Below are 25881 nucleotides of genomic sequence, written 5' to 3'. Positions count from 1 at the left end.
GTGACGCTTGGCTACCAAATCGTAATGGAGTCTTGCCGGTAACGTGGCAAACTGGGAACAGTCAAAGAATCCCTGTTCCCGAGGTGTTTAGTGGGCGTTCGTCAGAAAAAAATTGCGGCACATGATCTTGAGATCGGCATGTTCGTGTCGGATCTTGATCGCCCCTGGCATCAAACACCGTTTCCCATCCAGGGATTTTACCTCCGTTCTGAAAACGATCTGAAAGCCGTTGTCTCCCACTGTAAGTGGGTGATGATCGACGTTGCCGAAACCCGCGAGGAAATCACCCTCGGGTCAGACAAGGTTCGTCCTTTTGCTCGACGTTCCAGCGCCCGTTCGGGTGGTCGGGAGGAGTTGCAGCTGGCGCCACTGAGTATTCGTGAACCGGTTGTTTACAAGAACGATGTCCCCCTCAGAAAAGAACTCAAAGCATCCCGCAAGCTCCTCAACGATGCGGAATTGGCATTAAGCCGGATGTTCGAGACCGTTCAGGATGACCAGATGCCGGATTTGCGCCCGGCTGCGGACGTCACCCGCCGCATGGTAGAGAGCGTCGTTCGCCAGCCGAACGCGCTTTTGTGGCTGAGCCGTACTCGCCAGTACGATGATTTTGTGTATCGGCATGCCCTGAACACGGCAGTGTGGGCTCTGGTCTGTGGCCGGCAACTTGGTTTGAACGAAGGGCTGTTGCATCATCTGGGGGTAGGGTGCCTTTTGTCCCAGGTGGGTAAGACCGCACTACCTAAAGAAATGCTGGCCCGCGAACACCAGCTGTCCACCGAAGAATACGCAACTTATCGATCCTATGTGGAGCGTGGCTGCCAGATGCTGGAAGGCGCGGGTCTTTCCAGGGCTGTTATGAGCGTGGTTCAGGGGCACCGCGAGCGGCACAATGGTTCCGGCTTTCCACAGGGAATTCGTGGCGACCGTGTCCCGCTGCTGGCAAAAGTTGCAGGTATTGCAGAATTCTTCGAGTCTTTGATTGCGCCCAGGGATGATCAGGATCCCATGACACCAGCAAAAGCGGTATCGCTGTTGTACGATATGCGCAACATCGAATTTCAGGAAGATCTCGTTGAGGCCTTTATCCAGGGTGTGGGCGTGTATCCGACCGGAACTCTGGTGGAGCTTTCTGATGGCCAGCGTGGCATTGTGGTATCCCATTCACCGGGAAGGCGGTTGTGGCCCAGTGTGATGGTCATGCAGGACGCCGAGCATCGGCCGCTGAAATCCGCAAAGATTGTTGATCTGGCCCGGCACAATGAGTCCCGAGGCGCTTCGGAGTTGCTGACCGTGCGCGAGTGTTTGCCCCACGGCACCGAGGGCCTGGACCCGGCTGGCTACGATGTAACAGGTGCCGAGTCCCGTTGGTCCCTGGGTAAACTGATTAATCGATAAGTATGCGTATCTGCTTGCGCACCCAGCGATAGGTGCCTTCCGGACGGAAGTTCACCAGAATTTCTGATTCGCCGCCTTTGGGGCCATCGACCACGTATTCCACTTCCGCTTCTTGCCAGCTTTCGGCATTGATATAAACGTCGGTTGGGCGCGTGCTTTGAGCCTGCAGCTGCGCCAGTTGAGCGTCACCCCTGATCTTTCTGACTTTCACGGACTTGATACCGTTGTCGCCGGCGGGGTGTGTGGCGTCTTCCGGTGACAGGTAGTATTGCCGCGATAACGCCCGGGTGATGGCGGCAAGCTCTCGGCGCAGATAATTGCGGGCCTGCTCGTTGTCGAATTCATCCATATTGCGTACGGACTGAAGAATCCGTTCCCGAAGCGCCTCCAGGTCTTCCTTGTAGTCGATATCCGGGTCCAGCTCTCCGTCGACAGGCCGCTCTGTGGCGTTATCTATTTCTTCCTGGGTTGGCGGCTGTCCGCACAGCGGGTCATCTTCAGGGTAGAAGCAGATCTCCGCCAGGATCTGGTTGGCCGGTGAATTCTCGGCGGTAAATTCGCTGGTACTGACATTGAAGTTGACGGTGTTCGGCAGGTTGGGATTATCGAGCGCCCGATTGAGCTGGTTGATGACCCGCTCGCGGATATCGATGCCCTCATCCTCGTCTACGTTCTCTGTCCAGTTCAGGGCCAGAAGGAAACGGGACAGGTTCATCAGTGTGCTGTTCTCAAACAGCAGCTGTTCACGAACCTGGTGGCTGCTCAGCCCCTCATCGTCTACGCCCGGCGTTTGCAGCGCGGTGCGTGTGTCTTCCTGAAATTCCAGGAAGGTAACGTATTCCCTGGCTGGAATACCCTCCGCGATGGGGAGGTTGCCGACTTTGACCGAGAGTGTTTCGCCGGGGTAGTAACGGAACTCGCCACGGGTGTTGGTTTTGCCGGACTGGCTGGAAGTCTGGTAGGTCAGCCCACCAACGCCCTGGAAATGGATCTGCCCGGTGCGGGTATCGTCAGATCCGGAGCTGCCGCCGCTGTCGAAACAGCCGGTCAGGGCGATGGCTGCAGAGAGTGGCAGAAGAAAACGGGTGAGGTGAGCGAGTTTCATGGCGTGTCGTACAATCCCTTCGCGTTGACCTGGAGCATCCGGTGGCCGGTGTCCGATTTGTAAGTTGTTGTAACCGCATTATAGGGGCGGCACTTCTGCTATATCGGGAATCCTGTCGCAGTTTGAGGGTTTTGGCCGCATGGCTTTGATTGGTTTTGTCCCTTGAATTTTCGGGCGTTGCCTCAATCAAATAGCTCTCTATCTTTTTGACTCCTTTGGAGCCATGTTTCTGAACAACGGTGGGGTGTATGACCTACGCACTGGACATTGAAGGGCTGACCAAGAATTACAGCGATGGTTTTCAGGCACTGAAAGGCATTGACCTGCACGTTCGGGAGGGTGATTTCTTTGCTTTGCTGGGCCCCAACGGCGCAGGCAAGTCCACCACTCTGGGGATTGTTTCTTCCCTGGTCAACAAGTCGGGCGGCAAGGTCAGGGTGTTTGGCCATGATATCGATACAGACCTCTCAAGCGCCAAACTCTCCCTGGGTGTGGTGCCCCAGGAGTTCAATTTCAATCAGTTCGAGAAGGTGGAAGATATCGTCACCACGCAGGCTGGTTATTACGGCATACCCCTGAAAACCGCGCGGGTGTCTGCGGAAAAGTATCTGAAGAAGCTCGGGCTCTGGGACAAGCGCAACACACCGGCCAGGATGTTGTCCGGTGGTATGAAACGCCGCCTGATGATCGCCCGGGCACTGGTACATGAGCCCAGATTGCTGATTCTTGATGAGCCGACGGCCGGTGTGGATATCGAATTGCGTCGCTCCATGTGGCAATTCCTGGAGGAGATGAATCGTCAGGGGACTACCATCATTCTGACCACCCACTATCTGGAGGAGGCGGAAGCTCTGTGCCGCAACATTGCCATTATTGATCAAGGGGAAATCATCCGGCACACCAGCAAGCGGGAACTGCTGCAACAGCTCAGTGTAGAAACCTTTGTACTGGATACCGAGCAGCCGTTAGAAAAAGCCCCTGAGCTGACTGCATTCAAAGCCAGCCTGGATGACGATGGTGCGCTTGAAGTGGAAGTTGCCAAGGGACAGGGTTTGAACGCTCTGTTTATCGAACTGGAGAATCTGGGTATTCGTGTGCTCAGCATGCGAACCAAGGCCAACCGGCTGGAAGAGCTGTTCGTTCGCATGGTTGAGGAGAATGCCCGGGAGGCAGAGAAAGCCAGCGAGGTGACAGCATGACACCGCAAGCACTGTGGACAGCCTTTACAACCATCGTTACCCGCGAGGTTCGGCGCTTTACCCGGATCTGGCCGCAGACGCTGTTGCCGCCGGCCGTCACGATGACGCTGTATTTTATTATTTTTGGCAACCTGATTGGTTCCCGCATCGGTGAAATGGGCGGCTACGACTATATGCAGTTCATTGTGCCGGGCCTGATTATGATGGCGGTGATCACCAATTCCTACTCCAATGTGGTGTCGTCCTTTTTCTCTATGAAGTTCCAGCGCAGTATTGAGGAATTGCTCGTGTCGCCGGTGCCGAACTGGACCATCCTGGCGGGCTATGTGGCCGGGGGCATGGCCAGGGGGCTGAGTATTGGCCTGATCGTGACATTGCTGTCGCTGGCATTCACCCAGTTGAGTATTCATAACCTGCTGATGGTGATCATCACGGTGATTCTCACGTCGGCGCTGTTCTCTCTGGGTGGCTTCATCAACGCCATGCTGGCGACCAAGTTTGATGACATTTCCATTGTCCCGACCTTTGTGCTGACGCCGCTGACTTACCTTGGGGGTGTGTTCTACAGCATCGACATGCTGCCGTCGTTCTGGCAGGGCGTGTCCATGGCGAATCCGATCCTGTATATGGTTAACGGTTTTCGCTTCGGCATACTGGGTGTTTCGGACGTTAATCCGTTCGTGTCTCTTGGTATGATTCTGGTTTTCATCGTCTTGCTGGCGGCGGTTGCCTTGCGCATGCTTGCCCGTGGCAAGGGCATTCGACACTGATTTAATTCCGGAACTGATATGGCTCTTGATAACGCGCCACTGGGCAAGTCCAGTGAATACCCTGATCAGTATGATCCGTCTCTGCTGTTCCCGGTGGCCCGGGAAGAAAACCGCCGGCGAATCGGCCTGGACGATGGTCGCTGGCCCTGGTTTGGCGAGGACATGTGGCAGGCCTGGGAAATCTCCTGGCTGAAGCCCGGCGGTGTACCGGCCGTGGCCTGGGGAGAAATCCGGTTTCCTGCGGCATCGCCTGCCATTATTGAGAGCAAATCCCTGAAGTTGTATCTGAACTCTCTGAATCAGGCGGTGTTCTCGTCTCCGGATCAAGTGGCCGAGACCATTACCCAGGATCTTTCGAGTGCCTGTGGTGCGGCGGTGGATGTGACGCTTCTGAGTGTGGATGACTCAGCGCCTGCAATCGGCCGGCCCGAAGGATACGAGTTGATCGATGATGAAACGCTAGAGCAGGTGGCCTACGACTATGCGCCTGAGTCGCTGACAACCAGCGAGCCGGTGGTCAGTGAAGGCTTGTGTTCACATCTTCTGAAAAGCAACTGTCCAGTGACCGGCCAACCCGACTGGGCCACGGTACTGATTCGCTATTCCGGGAGGAAGATTGATCGGGCAGGGTTGCTGCGCTATATCGTGAGCTTCCGTCAGAAACAGGATTTTCACGAACACTGCGTTGAAACCATCTTTACTGACTTGATGGCGAGGTGTCAGCCGGAATCCTTGATGGTGTGCGCCCGTTACACCCGGCGTGGTGGCCTGGATATCAACCCCTGGCGCAGCACATGTGCTGAAGATGGTCCGGGGCCGCGGCTGGTTAGGCAGTAGCAGGCTCGGCTATTCGGTATCGTCTTCCTGACGCAGTCGGTCGGCTGCGTCTTCGAGGGCGCTGAGTATGGCTTTGCGCTCCCGTTCGGTGACCTTATCGGAATCCAGGTACATGGCAAAGCCGCTGTGTTCGTGTTCCAGGAAGCTACGGTGAGGCCCCATGTCGCGCCGGAAATCCACCACCTCGTAGATGGGCACCGGCTTGCCAAAGCCTTTTACGGTAATCTCGCCCTTGTCCCGGCACATAATGCGGTCTTTGATCAGCGAGAAGGTCTCATACGACACCAGAATCTCGCCTGGTTCCGCCAGGGACTCCAGTCGGCTGGCGAGGTTCACTTCCTTGCCGATAATGGTGTAATCCATCCGGTTTTCGGCGCCGAAGTTACCAACCGTGGTGTAGCCGGTACTGATGCCCATGCGGATTTCCAGGGGCGTCTTGATGCCCAGGCTGCGCCATTTCTGGCGCATGATCTTCATGTGTTTGCGCATCTCGATGGCCATGGACACACACGAGAACGCATCTTCTTTCTGGCCGCGACTGGTCGGATCGCCAAAGAACACCATGATGGAATCGCCGACAAACTTGTCGATGGTGCCGCCGTATTTCAGGGCGACCTCTGACATTTCGTTGAAGTAGTGATTCAGAAGCTCGGTAAGGGCTTCCGGCTCCATCTCCTCCGACAGTTCAGTAAAGCCTTTTATGTCTGAGAAAAACACTGCCAGTTTCTTGCGCTGGGTTTCAAGCCGAACATCCCGTTCCCCGGTAAAGATGGACTGCCAGACCTGAGGCGACAGGTATTTCGAGAGCTTGTGGGACAGGGCGATGGACTGTTCCCGCTGGTTCTGAATCTGGGTCTTTGCCAGCAGCAGGGCCCGGGCCTGCTGGTGTGAGTAATAGGCGGTAACGCAGATGTACGTGCCTGTGGCCAAAATGGCGACGATGCTGGTGAGCAGCGGGGCTTCCAGATCGGCGGCGGTGCCGGTTGCCGCCACTGTGGCGGCCATGGCGGCAGACATGAGCGCTGTGCCGAACAACCATTGCCTGACGCCGCCCACGATCAGACAGCTGAACATCAGCATCAGGACAACCGATACCGATGGAATGGCGATCAATCCGATCAAGCCAATAAAGCTGCCTCCGATTATGCAGTCGAGGAACAGCATTTTTTGCCGAATCCGGGCTGAACGTCGCAGGAAGGTTCGCCGTGTAAGCACGTGCGCGAGGTGTGGCCAGATCAGAGCGCCAGCCACCATCCAGAGAAGCAATTGGGGAAACACATCCTGAAGGACACCCGTGACAATAATGGCGGCAGTGGCGGTGTAGGCCAGTATCCGACCGTTGTAATCGGGCATCGGTGGAATCGCCACCGTGTGGTCGTAGATGTCGCCTTGCCCCAGCTTGCCGGTATTGCCGGTTATGCTGCGTAATTCAGCGGGTGCGCTCATCATTTTCAGAACCGGATCCTTCCGATAAGTATGTCGCTCATTGTATGCTGCCGATTCTTTATAATTGTTGGTTTGAACTACGACTAAAGATTAACAGCATTACGTAGAACTCACAATTCATCGGGGCCGCTTCCGGCCCAACCGAAAATCATGCAACCAATCAACAGCGAGACTGTATGAGTTCGATAACCCGTTTTATTCTGGATCGTGCTTCGGAGCCCCGTTTGCAGGCACCGGCACCACCGGTGTCTGTGGTTGATCAGGCCTTCCGGTGCGCGGCCCGGGCCCCGGATCATGCGTTGTTGAGGCCCTGGCGTTATCTCGTGATAGAGGGGGAAGGCCTGGCAGCTCTGGGCGACCTGTTTGCTGAATGCTGCCCGCCGGACGCTTCTGATAAGGAGCGTGAGAAGGCCCGGAATGCTCCGGCTCGTGCACCCATGATTATTGTCGGTATTGCGTCGCCCCGTCATCATCCGAAGGTGCCGGAGGTGGAGCAGGTAATGTCGGCAGCGGCCGGTATGAGTTTTATCTCCCTGGCGCTGAATGATGCCGGCTACGGCGCCATGTGGCGAACCGGGCCTGTGGCTTATCATCCGTCGCTGCATGACGGTCTTAGGCTGCTGCCGGGCGAGTCCATTATCGGTTTCCTCTATACCGGTACCGTTGCCAGTGAGAAACCATCGGTGCCCCGGCCCGATACCAAAGAGTATGTCTCAAGGTGGGCCGCGCCAGGGCGCACTTCCCCCTGGCAAGTCTGAGCCTCGATCAGCGGCAAGTCCGCCTGGGGAAACCCGTTGCCGCCCTCGTTGCGTTTAACCGGAATTTGCCGCTCATTTATTAGACAGCCCTCTTCGAAGCCCGCATTACAGCGGGCTTTTTCAATTCTGGCACTCTGCTTGCTTTAATCACTTCAGAACGCAAAACCGGCAAGTTCACAGGTTCAGCCTGGTCGGTGCAAAGATCTGGAGGCAGTAATGGCAATTACATTCGACAAAGCGCTCGGTATTCATGAGCACGCGCTGCAGGCGCGGGTCAAGCGGGCCGAAGTGCTGGCGAACAACCTGGCAAATGCCGACACTCCGGGCTACAAGGCCCGCGACGTGGATTTCCAGGCGATGATGCAGAAGGCGCAGGATTCCATGACGGGCTTTGGTATGACCACGACCCACAGCGGCCATATGGACACCTCCAGCCCCGGCGCTGACGGCGAGCTGCTGTACCGTACCCCGCACCAGCCATCAATTGATGGCAATACCGTGGATGCGCAGGCCGAGCAGACCCGTTTCATGCGCAACGCCATGGATTATCAGGCCAGCTTCCAGTTCCTGAGTAGTCGGTTTTCCGGCCTGACAAAGGCGCTGAAGGGCGAATAAGCCGCAGTTCGTACGAGATTGAAGGAGATTGTCATGTCACTGGGTAACATTTTCGACATCGCCGGTTCCGGCATGACCGCACAGTCACTGCGGCTCAACACCACCGCGTCTAACATTGCCAACGCAGAAACCGCCAGTTCGAGCACGGATACAACGTACCGTGCCCGCAAACCGGTGTTTGCCGCTATTCAGCAGGCCATGCTGAACCCTGATCAGCAGGGATTTGGAATGGGTTCCGAAGAGGGGCCCGGGGCCGGCGTTCGCGTTGAGGGGATTGTCGAGAGCGATGCAGAACTGCAGATGCGCTATGAGCCGAATCACCCCGCCGCGAACGAGGAAGGGTACGTTTACTACCCCAACGTGAACGTGGTTGAGGAAATGGCGGACATGATGTCGTCGTCCCGCAGTTTTCAGATGAATGTGGATGTCATGAACACCGCCAAATCCATGATGCAGCGAATTCTGACACTGGGTCAGCAGTAACAAGTGAGGATTAAGCCATGAGTGCAGTGAATTCCGCAGCCGCCTCAGACGTGCTGAGCCAGTACCAGCTGAACCAGGAGGGCAAGACCCCTGGTGGCAACGAGCTGGGTAAAGACGCGTTTATGGAGCTGATGCTGGCGCAGCTCAAGAATCAGAACCCGCTGGAGCCGCAGGACAACGGCGATTTTATCGCGCAGCTGGCCCAGTTCAGTTCTCTGGAAGAAATGCAGAATCTGTCTGGCAGCGTCGATGATGTTGTTGGTCAGTTCCGCTCCAGCCAGGCCTTGCAGGCCTCAGCGATGGTGGGAAAAACCGTGCTGGCACCCTCCAGTGTGGGCATTCTGGGTAGCGAAGGCGAGATAACTGGCACCATTCAAGTGCCGGCTTCCACGGGTGGGCTGCGACTGTCGGTCATGAATCAAAGCGGCGAACTAGTTCGCCAGATTGATATGGGCAGCAGCCAGGCTGGTGTGGTGTCGTTCCAGTGGGATGGGCAAGACGGCAACGGCAATCCTTTGCCGCCCGGACCCTACTCGATCGTCGCACAGGGCTCCTATCCCTCCGGGTCAGAGCAGCTGGCGACCATGGTGAGCGCCAATGTCGACAGTGTGTCGTTGGGGCAGGGTGGTTCCATTACTCTGAATCTGGCCGGAATGGGCTCCATTCCGCTGTCTGAAGTCAAACAAATCAACTGATCCGGTGTCAGACCAGGAGGTATAAGTCATGGCATTTAACACAGGTTTGAGCGGGCTGCGCGCCGCTTCGGTGGATCTGGATGTCACCGGTAACAACATCGCCAACGCCAGTACCGTCGGCTTCAAAAGCAGCAAGGTACAGTTCGGTGATTTGTACGCCAGTGGTTTCCTGAGTGCCGGTACCAATCCGATTGGCGACGGCGTGCGGGTGCAGGACGTAAAGCAGTCATTCGGTCAGGGCAATATCAGCTTCACCGATAACGGCCTGGATATGGCTATCAGTGGTGATGGCTTCTTTATTCTGAACAATGGCGGTGAAATCCGTTATTCCCGGGCTGGCCAGTTCGGGATTGATAAAGAAGGTTATGTTGTTAATAACCAGAATATGCGGGTTCAGGGCTACGTCGCTGACGGTGATGGCAACTTGTCTGGTATCCGTGGTGACCTACAAATTGAAACTGATAATCTGGCTCCCAAGCGAACCACCTTGCTGGAGACAGATGTCAATTTAGATTCGCGAGAGTCGGTTTTAGAGCGACAAGTGTCGGTTATGGGTGAGATAGCGGGTCCAGCCTACACCAATAATGGCTTTAACCTCGACCCTAATAATCCACCAGTTACAGCATTCCCTACGGGTACATTTACGGTCTCCTATAATGATGGTTCTGCCGACCGCACAATCAATATTCCCTCTGGACTGTCTGCAAAAGATGTAGCTTCAGCCATTAATGATGAGACCGGGTTAAGTGCCTCTGCTACTACAGAGTTAAATTTGGGTCAGATAGACGATGCCTTTATTCAAAGTGGTAACTTCGATTTCACACTGCAGATCGATGGTTCAGAGGTGTTCGTGGATCTCGGTGGCGTTAACGATGTAGACGGATTGATTAATGCAATTAACGCTAGCCCCAGCGCCAGGAGCTTATTCGCCTCTCTTGATGACAACGGAGAGTTGCAGGTTGTTGACAATAGCGGCAATACACTAACGTATGCATACAGTAATAATTCTACGTCTGTTGGGCCTAATACGGAGTTGGGGACCGTCAGGCCGCAGGCGGATCGCACAGTTGCCAATGTGGTTCCCGGAGGTGATGCGCTTTATGCCAACACTTGGTTGGGTCGAACCCTGGAAACCACGAACTCTTTCAATCCTATCGATCAGCGCACGTACAATCACGCCACATCGACTACTATTTACGATAGTCTTGGCAACCCTCACGAGATGACACAGTTTTACGTCAAAGACCCTTCTCCGGGAGATGGGGTCGGTCAGAGCCAGTGGTCGATTTATATCCAGATTGATGGTGAACTTGTAGCGGGCACGGATCAACAGCCATATACAGCATTGTTTGATCAGGACGGTGTTCTGCAATCTGTAAACGGTGATCCGAATGGTGAGATCATTGTTACAGATTGGGTGCCCAAGGACTCCAATGGTGATCCAAATGGGGCCGACGGTCCTCCTTCAGACCCCACCAGTGTCGTTAGTCCAATTCCTGAGCCTGCGACCTCGTCTGCTTTTGTCCTTAGCCTGGGTGATGCGACTCAGTACGGCGCGGCATTCGGTGTGAATGATCAACAGCAAAATGGCTATACTACAGGACGGCTGTCCGGCTTGGATGTGTCTGATCAGGGCGTGATCTTCGCGCGCTACACCAATGGCCAGTCCAAGTCATTGGGGCAGGTTGCTCTAGCTGCGTTCAACAATACTGATGGGCTGTCGCCGGTAGGTGACACGACCTGGGTGGAGACTTTCGAATCTGGCCAGGCGATAATTGGTGCTCCGGATACCGGTACGCTCGGTTCCATCAAGGCCAGCTCCGTAGAGGACTCCAACGTGGATCTCTCGGCAGAGCTGGTGAACCTGATCATTGCCCAGCGCAACTACCAGGCCAACGCCAAAACCATTGAAACCTCCGATGCGGTCACCCAGACCATCATCAACCTCCGATAATTTCGCGCCCTAGCGAACATGGCATGACTCCTGCAGGAAGACTGGAAACAGTCAAAATTCCGGCAGGAGTTTGCCCATGGACAAAGCCCTCTATATTGGAATGTCTGGCGCCAAGCAGAACATGCTGGCCCAGCGTGCCCATGCCAACAACCTGGCTAACGTCAATACCACCGGGTTCAAGAAGGATTTTGCCCAGGCGCGCAGTATGCCTGTGTTCGGTGAGCACCATCCCACCCGCGCCTACGCCATGACCGAGCGGCCCGGCACTGATCTCTCGCCCGGCGCTTTAATGGAGACCGGCCGCAAGCTGGATGTGGCGGTAGACGGCGGTGGCTGGCTCGCCGTTCAAAACAATCTGGGCGAAGAGGTATTCACCCGTACCGGTAGCTTACAGGTCGACGTGAACGGGCTTGTGCGGCTGGCGAGTGGTGAGCTGGTTCTGGGTAACGGTGGGCCGGTGGCTCTTCCTCCTTTTGACAATCTTCAGGTTGGCTCGGACGGCACCATCTCCATTGTGCCGGTAGGTGGGCCGCCGGATCAGTTGGTGGAAGTTGACCGACTGAAGCTTGTTAACCCACCGGCAGATGCACTTGAGAAAGGTCTGGATGGGTTCATTCGACGCAAGCCGGATCAGGCTCTGGATGGTCCAGAGCCACCGGATGCAGCCATGCGTGTCGCCACTGGTTTTCTCGAAAGTTCAAACGTGAATGCGGTGGAGGAAATGATCTCCAACCTGCAGTTGTCTCGCCAATACGAGATGCAGGTAAAGGTGATGTCGACCGCCAATGAAAATTCCGAGGCTACGGCACGACTGTTGCAGAACCTCTGATAACGATGATCAAACGCCATCGGTTGGCGGAGAGCGGCAAAAGATCGCCGCATCGGCCACCGGCAGGCAAGGAGCAAAACAATGCATCCAGCACTTTGGGTCAGTAAAACCGGGTTGAGCGCGCAGGACACTAACATGTCCACCATTTCCAACAACCTGGCCAATGTGAATACCACCGGCTTCAAGCGGGATAGGGCGGTGTTCCAGGATCTGCTGTATCAGATAAACCGTCAGCCCGGCGGGCAGAGCACTGAGAACACGCAGTTGCCCTCTGGCCTGCAGCTGGGGACCGGGGTCCGGATTGTTGGCACTGCCAAGCAATTCAGCCAGGGCAACCTGCAGATAACTGAACAGCCTCTGGATATGGCGGTGAATGGTCGGGGATTCTTTCAGATTCAGATGCCGGACGGACAGATCGCCTATACCCGGGATGGCCAGTTTCAACTGAACTCTGATGGCGATGTGGTCACACCGGATGGTTTTCCGCTTCAGCCGAATATCAATGTGCCGGAGAACGCCACCAATATCACCATTGGCAAAGATGGGACGGTCACCGCTATTACCGATGACCAGGCTGCGCCCGTCAATCTCGGGCAGATCACCCTGGTGGACTTCATCAACCCGCAGGGCTTGCAGGCCATCGGGAACAATCTGTTCAAGCAGACCAATGCCAGTGGTGATCCGGCTGAAGGTGAAGCCGGACTTGCAGGTCTCGGGTCCATTGAACAGGGCACCATTGAATCCTCCAACGTAGAGGTGGTGGAAGAACTGGTGAACATGATTACGACCCAGCGTGCCTATGAAATGAACTCCAAGGTGGTTTCGACCACAGACCAGATGCTTCAGTTCATCACCAACAATATCGGTTAAGCCATGAAACGCATTCAACGCAGTTTACACACTGAACGGCTGGCCACCCTGGCACTGGTGGGTGTGCTGATTGTGCTGCAGGGATGCACCGCCATGTCTCGCCCCCGGGCTATGCCGGACGATCCGGCCTACGCTCCGGTTCGTGCTCAATCAATGATGCAGCGCGACCCGGATTCCGGGGCAATTTACCAGGTGTCCAGGAATTACAATCTGTACGGCGATACCAAGGCACTAAACGTGGGTGACGTGCTCACGGTATTGCTGCAGGAATCCACCAGCGCCAGCAAGAACGCTGAAACCTCCATTACCAAGGATCAGGAACTGAGCATTCCTGAACCGAGCATCTTTGGAAAGACAAATATCGGCCTGAACGCTTCTGCCAATTTTGAGCGGGACTTTGAAGGCTCCGCCGAAGCAGACCAGAGCAACAGCCTGGCTGGCAGTATTACCGTAACAGTCACCGAGGTTCTGCCTAATGGTGTGCTTCGTGTCCGCGGCGAGAAGTGGTTGTCTCTCACCAATGGGGATGAATACATCCGGTTGACCGGTCTGGTTCGGCCACAGGATATCCAGCCGGATAATACCGTCGCCTCCAATCGTGTTGCAGATGCCCGGTTTGCCTACGGCGGTACCGGTGATTTTGACCAGGCCAACCAGATGGGCTGGCTGGCTCGCTTCTTTAACAGTGAGTGGTGGCCGCTATGATCCGCAAACTGATTGCTGTTTTTGCCCTTACGGCCCTGTGTGTGGCGCCGGTGATGGCTGACCGCCTGAAAGACCTGGCCAAGGTGAAAGGTGTGCGCAATAACCAGTTGATTGGTTATGGCCTGGTGGTCGGTCTTGACGGTACCGGCGACAAAGCGCCGTTTACCAACCAGACCTTCCGCAACATGATGAACCAGTTCGGAATAACCTTGCCGGATGGTGTGAACCCGAAACTGGCCAATGTGGCGGCCGTAACCGTAAGCGCGACTTTGCCGGCCTTTGCCAAGGCCGGGCAGGAGCTGGACATCACGGTTTCATCCATCGGAAATGCCGATAGCCTGCGTGGTGGAACCTTGTTGATGACACCGTTGAAAGGCGCAGACGGTCAGGTTTATGCCATGGCGCAGGGCAGCCTGGTGGTGGGCGGTTTTGGCGCCCAGGGCCAGGATGGTTCCCGGATTACCGTGAACGTACCCAGCGTCGGCAGAATTCCCAACGGCGCTACCATTGAGCGAGAGGTGGAATCGCCGTTCAACCGGGGCGATACCATCACCTTCAATCTGCTGCGTTCCGACTTTACCACGGCCCGCCGTGTGGTTGAGGCGATTAATGGTCGTCTGGGCCCGGACATGGCTTATGCACACGATGCCACTTCTATATCGGTGCGGGCACCCAGGGACCCATCACAGAGAGTCAGTTTTCTGTCCATTCTGGAGAACATTGAGGTAGATCCGGCTCAGGAAGCCGCAAGAGTGGTGATCAATAGCCGCACCGGTACCATCGTGGTCGGCCAGAATGTAAAAGTGAGCCCGGCTGCCATTACCCATGGCAACCTGACCGTGACTATTCAGGAAAACCCCGAGGTAGTGCAGCCCAATCCTCTGGCTCAGGGTGATACAGCCGTTCAGCAGAATACCCAGATCGCTGTGACGGAAGACCCGGCACGGATGTTCCAGTTCGGCCCGGCAACAACGCTTAACGAAATTGTTCAGGCTGTAAACCAGGTAGGGGCGGCGCCAGGCGATGTGATGGCGGTGCTTGAAGCACTCAAACAGGCTGGCGCGCTTCGTGCCGAATTGATTGTGATCTAGGTATCGCCATGCAGGATCCAAGACTACAGCAAGCCCAGGTCTACACCGATTTCAGTGGTCTGAATGCACTGAAGACCCAGGCTCGAACTGACAAACAGGCTGCACTGGAGCAGGTTGCAAAGCAGTTCGAGAGCCTGTTCCTGTCAGAGATGCTTAAATCCATGCGCAAGGCAGGCGAGGTGTTTGCCGAAGGAAACTACCTGAACAGCAATGAAAGCCAGATGTACCGGGATATGTTCGACAGCCAGATAAGCTTGAGTATGGCCGGTGGCACCGGTACCGGGCTGGCGGAAGCGCTGGTCCGGCAACTGAGTCAACAGATCCCTGGGCTCGGTGAGGATGGAGAGAAACTGGCGGGTCACAAGGGCGCCATTACCGATTACGACCGCAGTATGCCGGCGATTTCCAGGGAGTTGCCGGAGCGAATGGCAGAGGTGGCGGATGTAGCTGCGAAGGTAAAAGCAGAGCCAGCAGAGAACCCCGGCAAGTTGCCGGAGGTATTTGAGTCGCCAGAGCATTTTGTTGAGCAGCTCATGCCGTTCGCAGAGCAGATCGGAAAGGAGACCGGCATTGATCCGCGCCTGATGATTGCCCAGGCGGCGCTCGAAACCGGTTGGGGCAAACACATGATCAAAGGCGATGGTTCGCAGCCGAGTTTCAATCTGTTTGGCATCAAGGCAGACAGTCGTTGGGGCGGTGACGCTGTGAGCATTACCACTACCGAATTCCGGGGTGGCGTGGCGATGAAAGAGCGGGCAGATTTCCGGGCCTATCCGGACTACGAAGCCAGCTTCCGGGACTACGTTGACTTCCTGCAAAACAATCCCCGTTACCGCGATGTTCTGTCATCGGCAGATGAGCCAGAAGTCTTTGCTGAGAAGCTGCAGGAAGCGGGTTATGCAACCGATCCGGAATACGGAGCCAAGATCCGTCGGATCATGAATCGTGATTCTCTGATGACACTGTCGATGAGCAGTGACAGAGTAAAGGAGTAACAGATCATGGCGGGCTTGATCGGTATTGGTCTGAGTGGGGTATTGGGGCACCAGGCGGCGCTCAACACCACTGCAAATAACATAACCAACGCAAATACGCCGGGTTACAGTCGCCAGGAGGTCCAGTTCGAGACCCAGGAAGGTCGGCGTACAGGTGCAGGGACCATCGGCAGTGGCGTATCCGTCGCTAATATCCGCCGGCTGGCAGATGCCTATCTGAGTCAGCAGTTACGTGAGGACAGCACACTGTTTGGCGAGCAGAATGCTTTCAACGCCGAACTCACGCGGCTGGATAACCTGTTAGGCGGCGAAGACACCGGTCTGAACAAAGCTCTGAACAACTTTTTCTCGGCTATGCAGAATGCCGCGGAAGACCCGACGTCGTTGCCCCAACGCCAGCTCGTGCTCAGTGAAGCCCAACAACTGGTGAATCGCTTTCAGGGATTGAACCAGGAGTTCATCCAGCAGCGCGAATCGGTAAAAACCCAGATGCAGCAGGGCGTGAAAGATGCCAATACTCTGCTGAAGAGTATCGCTGAACTGAACCTGGCTATTTCTGAATCTCCGGGCCTGGCCCAGGGCAAGGAGCCCCTGGAGCTGATGGATAAGCGGGACGAGAAGTTGCGCCAGTTGTCTGAGCTGGTGAGCATTCGGGTAACGGAGGTTGAAGGCAGCCAGGTGAATGTGTCCCTGTCTAACGGTCTGGCTTTGGTTACCGGCGCCAACGCCGCAGAATTTGCGACCCGAAGCAGTGCGGAAGATCCCACGCGGCTGGAATTTACGCTCTCCAGTGGTGGGCGCACCCTGCTGGTGGATGAACAGATTCAGGGCGGAAAACTGGGTGGCTTGCGTGCCTTTGATGAAATGGCCCTGAAGCCCGCCTTCGATGAGCTCGGCCGGCTGGCGATTGCCATCTCCTCGGCCATAAACCATCAGCATGAGATCGGGATGGACCTGGAGGGCGATCTGGGGAGCAATTTCTTTACCGATGTAAATGCTCTGGAACTTCAGCGCAGTCGGGTGATTCCAAACGCCAATAATGCAGAGCCCCAGAATGGCCGTTTGGCGGTTGAAATCACTGACAGCAGCAATCTACCTGCCGGTACCTGGTCACTTCAGTTCAGTGGTGACGGTCGCAATTTTGAGTTGATCAATACTGCGACAGGGGACACTGTCAACCAGGGGCGATTGCCGGACCCGGTGCAATCCGAAATCACAATGCCGGGATTTAATATCCGCATTGACGGAGGAGAATTCAATGCCGGTGACAAGTACCTGATTCAGCCCAGCAGAAATGCGGCGGAGAACATCAAGCTGAATGTTCGGCGTGAGGAAGATCTTGCTTTTGCCAGTCCGATCAGGGCAAGCGGCAGTGACGACAACCTAGGCACTGCCGAGATTGGCCAGGGCAATATGCTGAATGTTCGTAACCCGAATACGGGAGCCTTGTTGCCAGGGTTTCAGAGTCGGGGGGAGCTGAGCAATGGCCCCCTGAATATCGAGTTCACGAATTACGATGCGGCAACGGGCACTTACGATTACGAGATCACGGATACCCCGGGTAATAACGTTCTCGAAACCGGCAATTATGATCCGAAAAAGGTCAACGTGTTTTTTAGTGATGACCCCAGCGATGGCAGCCGCTACCAGGGCTTTCAGTTCGAAATGACTGGAGAGCCTGCAGTTGGCGATGAGTTTACCATCGATTTCAATAAGAACGGCGTTTCAGACAACCGCAACGCTGAGCTTCTGGCCGCGCTGGGTACAAAAAATACGCTCAATGGCGGTTCCCAGAACTTTACCGAGGGCTACGCTGGCCTGGTCGAGGATATCGGCGTGAAAACCCGCCAGAGCCAGCTGGATAAAGACGCCGGGGCAACGCTGCTGGAGCAGTCTACCAATCAGCGGGAGTCTGTCTCGGGCGTTAACCTGGACGAAGAGGCCGGCAAATTGATTCAGTACCAGGCAGCCTACAACGCATCGGCCCAGGTGATGTCTGTGGCGCAGGATCTTTTTAACACGTTGCTGCAGAGCTTCCGTTAAGGCGAGGTGATGTCACATGATCAGAATTTCATCACAACAGATTTTTTTCGGCGGCATCAACCGTCTGCAGGACATCAACAGCAACCTGGTTAACACCCAGCAGCAGATCTCTACCGGTAAGAAAGTAAACAAACCGTCGGATGATCCAGTGGCGGCCGCCCGTATTCTGAAGCTTGACCAGGAGCTTCAGCGCTCGGAAACCTACGGCCGGAATGCCAATCTGGCCGATAACCGGCTGAAGCAGGAAGAAAGCACACTCGCCAGCGCTGTGGACATTATCCAGAGGGTGAGGGAGCTGACGGTTCAGGCCGGTAATGGTTCTCTGTCTGCAAATGATCGGCAGTCCATCTCGGCGGAGCTCAAGGAACGTCTTGGCCAGCTCGCCAATATTGCCAATACCCGGGATGCATCCGGGGAGTATATCTTCAGTGGCTTCCAGGGCAGTACGCCTGCATTTGCCAAAAATGATGAAGGCAAATGGGTGTATCAAGGCGATGAGGGGCAGCGGGTATTGGAGATTGATGATGGTGTGACCGTGCCTATTAGCGACCACGGCAAAGGGATCTTTGTGGATGTTCCTAAGTCAATCTCTGTAACTAGCGATGACAATGGATCTGACAATGGTGTTTCCGCCTCTGGTTACATCTCTGGGCTTGAATTGGTCGCCCCGAATGATTTAACGAATTCATTTATTGGAGCCACGCCGTCTGTCCCCGATGACCTGACCGTTTCGGTTGTGAATTTAGATGGTGACCTTAGAATTACAGGGCCGAATGGTTCTCCTGATTTAACTCCAACACCTCCACCTAGGGTTGGTGAAGAGTTTCAAGTGGCCGGTATAAAAATGACGGTCAATGATGCTGTTTATGATCCAAATGGAATTGATCCGGTTACAGGTTTACCAACGGGAGCAGGAGATACTTTCACGATAGGGGTAAATGATAAACAATCCATCTTCGGCACTATCGAAAACCTGATTGCCGGCCTTGATGGTATCTCCAAAACAACGCCCAAGAGCCGTGCCGAGTACGATGCGCTGATCGCCGAAACCCTGGTCAATCTCGATAATGCCCAGGAGTCAATCATTCTCAAGCAAACCGAGCTTGGTGGCCGGCTCAACGCTGTGGAATCCACCACCGCGTTTCTTGAGGATTCGGAACTCTACACCAAAGAGATTCGTTCCCAGCTACAGGATGTCGATTACGCCGAGGCCATCAGCAACCTCAGTTTCCAGAGCTTCGTATTGCAGGCCGCTCAGCAGTCGTTTGCACAGGTTTCCCAGCTGTCCCTGTTCGATCGACTTTAATTCACTGTGCCGGCGGGTGATTTTTGCCTGCCGGCTGGTTGCTTTCGGGCTCTGGCTCAGTATAATCCCTCCCACTCTCCGATGGCGGCGTGGTGAAATTGGTAGACACGACGGATTCAAAATCCGTTGGGGTAAAACCCGTGGCGGTTCGAGTCCGCCCGCCGCTACCACTTATAGGCCGCAACCTGCGGCATCGTGAATAGCCCGGCCCATGAACGTCTCCGATTTTCATTTTGATCTGCCGGACGAGCTTATCGCCCGTTATCCGCTTAAAGAACGCAGTGCCTCGCGTCTGCTCAGTCTTGACGGCCTTTCCGGCCAGACCACTCATCTGAAGTTTACTGACCTTCCGGACCTGCTCCAGCCCGGGGACCTCCTGGTATTCAACAATACCCGTGTTATTCCGGCCCGCTTGTTTGGCCAGAAGGAAACCGGTGGCAAAGTGGAAATACTGGTTGAGCGTTTACTGGGTGAAAAGGAATTGCTCGCCCATACCCGTTCTTCCAAATCTCCCAAGGAAGGCCAGCGACTATTGCTGGAAGATGGAACCGCACTGCGAATGCTGGCGCGGGAAGATGCGCTCTTTCATTTCGTCTATGAAGGGGATGAGGCGTTTCTGGATGTGCTCGAGCGTATCGGTCACATGCCTTTACCGCCTTACATGGAACGGGAAGATGAGCAGTCGGATCGTGAGCGCTATCAGACCGTCTATGCCAAGGAGGCGGGCGCCGTGGCTGCACCCACTGCCGGGCTGCACTTTGATGATGCCGTGCTGTCTGCCCTTGAAGCGAAGGGCGTCGAGTTTGCGTACGTTACGCTGCATGTTGGCGCCGGTACCTTTCAACCGGTACGGGTCGACAAGATCGAAGACCACGTTATGCACAGCGAAATCGCCCATGTGCCGGAAGAGACGGTAAACGCCGTCAATGAGGCCCGCGCTCGGGGTGGCCGGGTCGTTGCCGTGGGTACCACTTCCGTCCGCTCTCTGGAGTCGGCCAGCCGGGCAGGGCGTTTGCAGGAGTTCCGGGGCGATACGGATATCTTCATCTACCCTGGTTACCGTTTCCAGACCGTGGACGCCATGATCACCAACTTCCATTTGCCGGAGTCCACACTGATCATGCTGGTCAGTGCGTTTGCAGGCTATAACAACATCATGTCTGCGTATCGCGAGGCGGTGGAGCAAAAGTACCGGTTTTTCAGTTACGGCGACGCCATGTTTCTTACCGCTCAGGAGCCCAGCCGGGGCATGATGCTGGGAACGGATTCCGCCGAGCCACATCAAACCGAATCCCGTGGAGAATCACAGTGAGTGAATCCTGTTTTATGTCCTTCGAGAAACTCGGAGAAGATGGCAAGGCCCGTCGTGGTCGACTGACCTTTCCCCGAGGCGTGGTGGAGACTCCGGCATTCATGCCGGTAGGCACCTATGGCACTGTAAAGGGAATGCTGCCCCGGGACATCGAGGAAATCGGTGCCCATATTATTCTGGGCAATACGTTTCACCTGATGCTGCGCCCCGGCACGGAAGTGGTCAAAGCCCACGGCGACCTGCACGACTTCACCCAGTGGCAGGGGCCAATTCTGACGGATTCCGGCGGTTTCCAGGTTTTTAGCCTGGGCGAGATGCGCAAGATTACCGAGCAGGGTGTGACTTTCCGGTCTCCGGTTGATGGTTCCAAAGTCGAGCTGTCACCGGAAATCGCGATTCAGGTTCAGCGTGATCTGGGCTCTGACATCGTGATGATTTTCGACGAATGCACGCCGTATCCGGCAACGGAAAAGCAGGCGAAAGAGTCCATGGAGCTCTCGCTGCGCTGGGCCGAGCGCAGTAAGAGGGCCCATGAGGGCAATCCGGCGGCGTTGTTTGGCATCGTGCAGGGCGGCATGTATGAGTCGCTCCGGGACCAGTCCCTGGAGGGTCTGGAAAAGATTGGTTTCGATGGTTATGCCATTGGCGGCCTGTCGGTGGGCGAGCCGAAAGAAGACATGATCCGGATCCTGGATCACCTGCCGCCGAAGATGCCGGAAGACAAGCCACGCTACCTGATGGGCGTTGGTCGCCCTGAGGATATCGTTGAGGCGGTGCGCCGCGGTGTCGATATGTTCGACTGTGTGATGCCAACCCGTAATGCACGCAATGGCTATCTGTTTACCTCCGCCGGTATTGTCAAAATCCGCAATGCCAAAAACCGTCACGACACCGGACCGCTGGACGAGCGTTGTGACTGCTATACCTGTAAGCATTTTTCCAAGAGCTACCTGCATCATCTTGATAAGTGCGGAGAAATGCTCGGGTCGCAGCTCAATACAATTCATAACCTGAGGTTCTATCAGAACCTGATGAGTGGATTGCGTGGGGCCATTGAAGCAGGTACATTGTCGGACTTTGTAAGCGAATTCTATGCCTTACGGGGCGAAACCGTTCCGCCTCTGGGCGATTCCTGAACAAATTTTGCTTTAAATCTGTCAATAAACGGAGAACCTGAATGAAATCAGTCAAATTGCTCATCGCTGGCTTGCTGTCTCTGATGCCTGCTCTGGCCTCGGCTCAGGAAGCGGGTGCCCAGGGAATGAGCGTGATGGGTCAGATCATCTTTTTCGCCGGCTTCATCCTGATTTTCTATTTCCTGATCTGGCGTCCGCAGTCCAAGCGTGCAAAAGAGCATAAGGCCCTGATGTCCGGCCTGAACAAGGGTGATGAAGTGGTTACCTCTGGCGGCGTTGCTGGCAAGATTACCAAAGTGACCGACGACTTCATTGTTCTGGAAGTTGCAGATAACGTTGAAATGAAGGTTCAGAAAGTTGCCGTGGCTGCGGCTCTGCCGAAAGGCACTCTCAAGGACATCTGAGCTGGTTTCCAGGCGCATCCATGATGCGCCTGTTCATTTTCTGACTGGCTGAAACACCAAGACCGGCACGTCTGCCGGCTCGAAGGATTCTCATGCTGAACAAGTATCCTCTCTGGAAAAACCTGGTCATCGTGTTCGCACTGGTGATTGGTTTTATCTATGCCTTACCGAACTTTTTCCCTGACGATTACGCTATCCAGATCACCGGCGCCCGTGGCAGCACCGAAGTTGAGCAGCGAGTGCTTGATCGCGCCCTTGCCAAGCTTGAGCAGGAAGGCATCGAAGTCAAATCAAGCCTGTTGGAAGAGCGGGACGCGCTGATCCGCCTCACCAGCTCCGATGACCAGCTGCGGGCACGCCCCGCTGTTCAGGCGGCCCTTGGCAACGAATACCTGGTGGCCCTGAATATGGCGCCGTCAACGCCGGGCTGGCTGCGTAGCCTTGGAGCAGGCCCAATGAAACTGGGGCTGGATTTACGTGGTGGTGTTCACTTCCTGTTGGAGGTGGATATGGAAACGGCTTTGAATCAGCGTCTGGAAGCGTTGTCTGGTCAGATCAAGCGAGAGCTGAGGGAAGAGCGCATCCGCTACCGCGGTGGCGACATTGAGGATCAGGCCCGCATTGTACTGAGCTTCCGTGACGAAGCTGCACGTAGCGAGGCGTTTGAGCTGGTTCGCGATCAGTACAACGAGTTCCTGTTGGATGAGACAACAGAAGGTGAAGAGTTTCTGCTGACGCTGACACTGTCCGAAGCAGAAGTTCGGAACATCCAGGAATACGCTCTTGAACAGAACCTGACCACCATCCGCAACCGGGTGAATGAACTGGGCGTGGCCGAGCCGCTGGTTCAGCGTCAGGGGGCAGACCGCATTATTGTAGAGCTGCCAGGTGTACAGGATACCGCTCAGGCCAAGCGTGTACTTGGCGCGACGGCTAACCTGGAATTCCGGATGGAAGCTCGGCAGGATGCGCCGTCCGCCGAGACCGAACAGTTTCCTTTCCGGGATAATCCACAGCGTACCGCTCGTCTTGAGCGGGATGTGATTGCCACTGGTAACAACGTTGCCAATGCCCAGCAGGCGTTCGATGAGAATGGCCAGCCGCAGGTCAATATCACCATGGACTCCGTTGGTGGTGACCTGATGAATCGGGCGACTCGCAATAGCATCGGCCGCCGTATGGCAGTGTTGTTCATTGAATACCGCACCGAAACCGAGACCCGGGAAGTTAACGGAGAAATCGTTGAAACTGAAAACCGGGTCGTGGAAAAAGGCATTATCAGCCTGGCGACAGTGCAGTCAGCGCTGGGGAGCAGCTTCCGGATTACTGGTCTGGATTCCATCCCCGAAGCGGCTGAGCTCGCACTGCTGCTGAGGGCCGGTGCTCTGGCTGCGCCCATGTACTTTGTGCAGGAGCGCACCATCGGGCCAAGCCTGGGGCAGAAGAATATCGATGCCGGGATGATGTCGGTGATGCTCGGCTTCGGGCTGGTGTTGCTTTACATGCTGGTGTTCTACCGCGGCTTCGGATTGGTGGCCAATGTTGCGCTGACGCTTAACCTGATGTTGCTGGTTGCATGCATGTCAATCCTATCTGCCACGCTGACGTTGCCGGGTATCGCGGGTATCGTTCTTACGGTGGGTATGGCCGTTGATGCGAACGTTCTGATCTTTGAACGTATCAAGGAAGAGCTGAAGGCGGGTGTGCCGCCACAAAGCGCCATTAATGCCGGTTATGGTCGCGCCTTTGTGTCGATTTTCGATGCCAATATCACAACCCTTCTGGTTGCCGTCATTCTGTTTGCCATGGGCTCCGGACCGGTGAAGGGCTTCGCAGTTACCCTGTGTATCGGTATTCTCACTTCCATGTTCTCGGGCCTGATGGTGAGCCGCGGCATAGTGAATCTGGTTTATGGCGGTCGCAGGGTCGAGAAATTGTCCATCGGGGGGAAGCTTGAAAATGCCTGATATGGAAAAGCAGCCGTTTGATTTCATGGGCTTGCGGAAGATAGCTTCCGTACTTTCTATTGTTTTGGTGGTGGTCTCCATTGCGCTGTTGGGGGTGCGTGGCCTGAATCTGGGTATGGACTTTACCGGGGGAACCTCGGTGGAGCTCGAATACGCTGAAGCTCCTAGCCTGGACGGAATCAGAAACACCCTTACCGAGGCGGGGTACGAGCAGTTTGCGGTTCAGAATTTCGGAGCCGATACTACGGTACTGATCCGGATGGCAGAGGCCGGGAATGACGAACTGGCGCTGGAAGTGGCCGGCGTGCTGGCGGCGGACGGAGCTGACCTTGAGTTGGTCAGCTCTGAATTTGTCGGTTCTCAGGTGGGCGAAGAGCTCAAAGAAGACAGTGGGCTGGGGCTGCTGATCGCCCTCGCGGTGGTACTGATCTACGTGGGTATGCGCTTCCAGTTCAAGTTTGGTATCGCCTCGGTGATTCCTCTGGCGCACGACGTCATCATTGTGCTGGGGGTGTTCGCGCTGTTTCAGTGGACCTTCGACCTGACGGTGCTGGCGGCGTTGCTGGCGGTTATCGGGTATTCCCTGAACGATACCATCGTTGTTGCTGACCGGATTCGGGAGAATTTCAGAAAAATGCGCGTAGGTGAGGCCTGGGACATTATCAACCAGTCGATCCACGAGACCATTACCCGAACCATTAATACTTCTGGTACCACGCTGGTTGTATTGCTGGCGCTGTATTTCCTGGGTGGCGAAGCGATCAATAACTTTGCGCTTGCCCTGATTATCGGTGTTGTTGTCGGTACCTATTCGTCCATCTACGTGTCCGCGAATATGTTGATGGTGATGGGCGTGACCCGCGAAGATCTGATGGTTCCCGCGAAAGAGGGTACCGGTGAGGAAGAAGAGGAGCAGCCGCCGGAGTGGTTGAACCGGATGTAAGCTCCGGGTCTTTTCCAGGCCACAAAAAAAACCGCCATCCGTAAGGAGTGGCGGTTTTTTTGTGGCCCTGTCTTTCTTAACGCGGCAGTCGACCCCGGAAGGGGTGCAGCGTTTTGAGCAGTTCCCGGAACAACTTTGGATTGGCGACGACCAGTTGTCTGGCGGCTCCAACCGCGGGGTTGCCGGAGAAGTCGCCGGTCAGGGCGCCAGACTCCATGGCCAGTGTTACGCCCAGATCAAAATCTGCTGCCTGTGGTCGGAAGATCACGGCCGCATCCAGCAGGCCAGCAGACACTCGCGCGATATCCAGTGTCACGCAGCCCGAGGTGCGGAACATGGCGGTGTCGCGAGCCAGGACGGCTGCCATCTCGCCCCAGATCATGGGGTCATCGCCCTGGCGGGCCTGGTCGAGGAGGTTGGTGGCCAGTGCTGCCTTGGCGGGCACTTTTACTTCGGACGTGCGCACGCGGCGGCTGTTCAGGACAGCGCCGTGGCCTCGGCTGGCAGAGTACTCTTCGCCGGTAATCGGGTTAACCAGTAGCAGGTTTTCGGTGCGGTTGTTCTTTTTCTGGGCCAGGGCAAGAACAAATTCGGGAATGCCTCGCACAAAATTGTCGCGGCCGAGAACCGGGAATATGTGCCAGCTTTTATCGTGGTTGCCGGCGTCGGACTCGCCCAGAGGCGCGATCACATGATCCTTGTAGGCCTTTTCCAGTTGTTCGGTGAAGTTGTCGTAAATGGACTGCTCCACTCGCTCCAGTTGCCGGTGGCGTTCGGACTCATCCTTACCGTTAGGCTCCTGGCGCTCGAAATGAGCTTTCAGGTAGTCAGATCCCTGGCGGGCAACGCGCAGGGCCATTTTAATTGCTGGTTGCATCTGAGTGTTCATTATCCGGGTGTGTGAAGGCCGGCCATGATAGCAAAAACTGCCCCGCCTTGTACGTTTTTTGGCTTAGCAAAAGCACGGATACCACGGGGTTGCGGCATTTCCGGAGAGCAGGTCGGCCGGTAATTCTGGTA

The 25881-nt window shown here is 55.6% G+C and carries 24 protein-coding genes and 1 tRNA gene; 22 read left to right on the top strand and 3 right to left on the bottom strand.

What is annotated here, in order from left to right; translation table 11 throughout:
- Positions 1-90: 90 nt before the first annotated feature.
- A complete protein-coding gene (locus QPL98_RS04125; protein WP_303292720.1) occupies positions 91-1398 on the top strand; it encodes an HD-GYP domain-containing protein in 1308 nt (435 codons plus the stop codon).
- Here QPL98_RS04125 and QPL98_RS04120 read toward each other — a convergent pair.
- On the bottom strand, positions 1388-2503 hold the full coding sequence (locus tag QPL98_RS04120) for an organic solvent ABC transporter permease (protein WP_303292719.1): 1116 nt from the start codon (positions 2501-2503) through the stop codon (positions 1388-1390). The genes QPL98_RS04125 and QPL98_RS04120 overlap by 11 nt on opposite strands.
- 248 nt (positions 2504-2751) lie before the next feature.
- Here QPL98_RS04120 and QPL98_RS04115 point away from each other — a divergent pair, with 248 nt between their 5' ends.
- Genes QPL98_RS04115 through queF form a run of 3 tightly spaced genes read left to right on the top strand, consistent with a single transcriptional unit; the run spans position 2752 to position 5309 of the window.
- Positions 2752-3702, top strand: a complete 951-nt coding sequence (locus QPL98_RS04115; RefSeq protein ID WP_011784606.1) for an ABC transporter ATP-binding protein — start codon at positions 2752-2754, stop codon at positions 3700-3702.
- Positions 3699-4472 carry an ABC transporter permease gene (locus QPL98_RS04110; RefSeq protein ID WP_022992510.1) on the top strand — a complete coding sequence of 258 codons (774 nt, stop codon included), beginning with the start codon at positions 3699-3701 and terminating at the stop codon, positions 4470-4472. The genes QPL98_RS04115 and QPL98_RS04110 overlap by 4 nt, the downstream gene beginning before the upstream one ends.
- An 18-nt stretch (positions 4473-4490) precedes the next feature.
- Positions 4491-5309, top strand: coding sequence for an NADPH-dependent 7-cyano-7-deazaguanine reductase QueF (gene queF, locus QPL98_RS04105; RefSeq protein ID WP_014421759.1), 819 nt, complete (start codon positions 4491-4493; stop codon positions 5307-5309).
- A gap of 9 nt (positions 5310-5318) precedes the next feature.
- On the opposite strand, the gene QPL98_RS04100 is transcribed toward queF, so the two are convergent.
- A complete protein-coding gene (locus QPL98_RS04100) occupies positions 5319-6758 on the bottom strand; it encodes an adenylate/guanylate cyclase domain-containing protein (protein ID WP_303292718.1) in 1440 nt (479 codons plus the stop codon).
- A 173-nt stretch (positions 6759-6931) separates the two neighbouring features.
- Here QPL98_RS04100 and QPL98_RS04095 point away from each other — a divergent pair, with 173 nt between their 5' ends.
- The 18 genes from QPL98_RS04095 to secF all read left to right on the top strand — a co-directional run bounded on the left by QPL98_RS04095 (position 6932) and on the right by secF (position 24861).
- Positions 6932-7513 carry a nitroreductase gene (locus tag QPL98_RS04095; RefSeq protein ID WP_023008191.1) on the top strand — a complete coding sequence of 194 codons (582 nt, stop codon included), beginning with the start codon at positions 6932-6934 and terminating at the stop codon, positions 7511-7513.
- Positions 7514-7729: 216 nt separating this feature from the next.
- Positions 7730-8128: a flagellar basal body rod protein FlgB gene (gene flgB, locus QPL98_RS04090; RefSeq protein WP_011784611.1), complete on the top strand. Its 399-nt coding sequence runs from the start codon at positions 7730-7732 to the stop codon at positions 8126-8128.
- A gap of 33 nt (positions 8129-8161) precedes the next feature.
- Complete coding sequence (gene flgC, locus QPL98_RS04085; protein ID WP_011784612.1) at positions 8162-8611, top strand: flagellar basal body rod protein FlgC; 450 nt, start codon at positions 8162-8164, stop codon at positions 8609-8611.
- 17 nt (positions 8612-8628) lie between these two features.
- Positions 8629-9306: a flagellar hook assembly protein FlgD gene (locus tag QPL98_RS04080; protein WP_011784613.1), complete on the top strand. Its 678-nt coding sequence runs from the start codon at positions 8629-8631 to the stop codon at positions 9304-9306.
- Between the two features lie 28 nt (positions 9307-9334).
- Entirely contained in the window at positions 9335-11260 is a 1926-nt protein-coding gene (locus QPL98_RS04075) for a flagellar hook protein FlgE (RefSeq protein WP_303292717.1), read from the top strand.
- Positions 11261-11336: 76 nt separating this feature from the next.
- Positions 11337-12089 carry a flagellar basal body rod protein FlgF gene (locus QPL98_RS04070; RefSeq protein ID WP_023008193.1) on the top strand — a complete coding sequence of 251 codons (753 nt, stop codon included), beginning with the start codon at positions 11337-11339 and terminating at the stop codon, positions 12087-12089.
- Positions 12090-12170: 81 nt separating this feature from the next.
- Positions 12171-12959, top strand: coding sequence for a flagellar basal-body rod protein FlgG (flgG, locus tag QPL98_RS04065; protein WP_023008194.1), 789 nt, complete (start codon positions 12171-12173; stop codon positions 12957-12959).
- A gap of 3 nt (positions 12960-12962) precedes the next feature.
- Positions 12963-13664, top strand: a complete 702-nt coding sequence (flgH, locus tag QPL98_RS04060; RefSeq protein WP_113879653.1) for a flagellar basal body L-ring protein FlgH — start codon at positions 12963-12965, stop codon at positions 13662-13664.
- Positions 13661-14755: a flagellar basal body P-ring protein FlgI gene (locus tag QPL98_RS04055; protein ID WP_153741115.1), complete on the top strand. Its 1095-nt coding sequence runs from the start codon at positions 13661-13663 to the stop codon at positions 14753-14755. Before flgH ends, QPL98_RS04055 begins: the two co-directional genes overlap by 4 nt.
- Before the next feature lie 8 nt (positions 14756-14763).
- Positions 14764-15750, top strand: a complete 987-nt coding sequence (gene flgJ, locus QPL98_RS04050; protein ID WP_023008196.1) for a flagellar assembly peptidoglycan hydrolase FlgJ — start codon at positions 14764-14766, stop codon at positions 15748-15750.
- Positions 15751-15756: 6 nt separating this feature from the next.
- Positions 15757-17793: a flagellar hook-associated protein FlgK gene (gene flgK, locus QPL98_RS04045; protein ID WP_022992500.1), complete on the top strand. Its 2037-nt coding sequence runs from the start codon at positions 15757-15759 to the stop codon at positions 17791-17793.
- 16 nt (positions 17794-17809) lie between these two features.
- The gene (gene flgL, locus QPL98_RS04040; RefSeq protein ID WP_303292716.1) at positions 17810-19099 is read left to right on the top strand and encodes a flagellar hook-associated protein FlgL; all 1290 of its coding nucleotides are present in this window, start codon (positions 17810-17812) and stop codon (positions 19097-19099) included.
- A gap of 83 nt (positions 19100-19182) precedes the next feature.
- A tRNA-Leu gene (locus QPL98_RS04035) sits at positions 19183-19269 on the top strand.
- 41 nt (positions 19270-19310) lie between these two features.
- Positions 19311-20411 carry a tRNA preQ1(34) S-adenosylmethionine ribosyltransferase-isomerase QueA gene (gene queA / locus QPL98_RS04030; protein ID WP_022992498.1) on the top strand — a complete coding sequence of 367 codons (1101 nt, stop codon included), beginning with the start codon at positions 19311-19313 and terminating at the stop codon, positions 20409-20411.
- Between the two features lie 14 nt (positions 20412-20425).
- The gene (tgt, locus tag QPL98_RS04025; protein ID WP_011784623.1) at positions 20426-21547 is read left to right on the top strand and encodes a tRNA guanosine(34) transglycosylase Tgt; all 1122 of its coding nucleotides are present in this window, start codon (positions 20426-20428) and stop codon (positions 21545-21547) included.
- A gap of 41 nt (positions 21548-21588) precedes the next feature.
- Entirely contained in the window at positions 21589-21951 is a 363-nt protein-coding gene (yajC, locus tag QPL98_RS04020) for a preprotein translocase subunit YajC (RefSeq protein ID WP_011784624.1), read from the top strand.
- Between the two features lie 92 nt (positions 21952-22043).
- Positions 22044-23918 carry a protein translocase subunit SecD gene (secD, locus tag QPL98_RS04015; protein WP_014421744.1) on the top strand — a complete coding sequence of 625 codons (1875 nt, stop codon included), beginning with the start codon at positions 22044-22046 and terminating at the stop codon, positions 23916-23918.
- A complete protein-coding gene (secF, locus tag QPL98_RS04010) occupies positions 23911-24861 on the top strand; it encodes a protein translocase subunit SecF (RefSeq protein ID WP_011784626.1) in 951 nt (316 codons plus the stop codon). Before secD ends, secF begins: the two co-directional genes overlap by 8 nt.
- Positions 24862-24937: 76 nt before the next feature.
- Here secF and QPL98_RS04005 read toward each other — a convergent pair whose 3' ends face one another.
- Complete coding sequence (locus tag QPL98_RS04005; protein ID WP_041654773.1) at positions 24938-25738, bottom strand: inositol monophosphatase family protein; 801 nt, start codon at positions 25736-25738, stop codon at positions 24938-24940.
- Between the last annotated feature and the right edge of the window lie 143 nt (positions 25739-25881).

It is taken from the genome of Marinobacter sp. ST-43, from assembly GCF_030541085.1.
Lineage (GTDB): Bacteria > Pseudomonadota > Gammaproteobacteria > Pseudomonadales > Oleiphilaceae > Marinobacter > Marinobacter nauticus.
The sequence above is the reverse complement of the archived record's forward strand: the minus strand, read 5'-3'. Positions and strand labels throughout refer to the sequence as shown.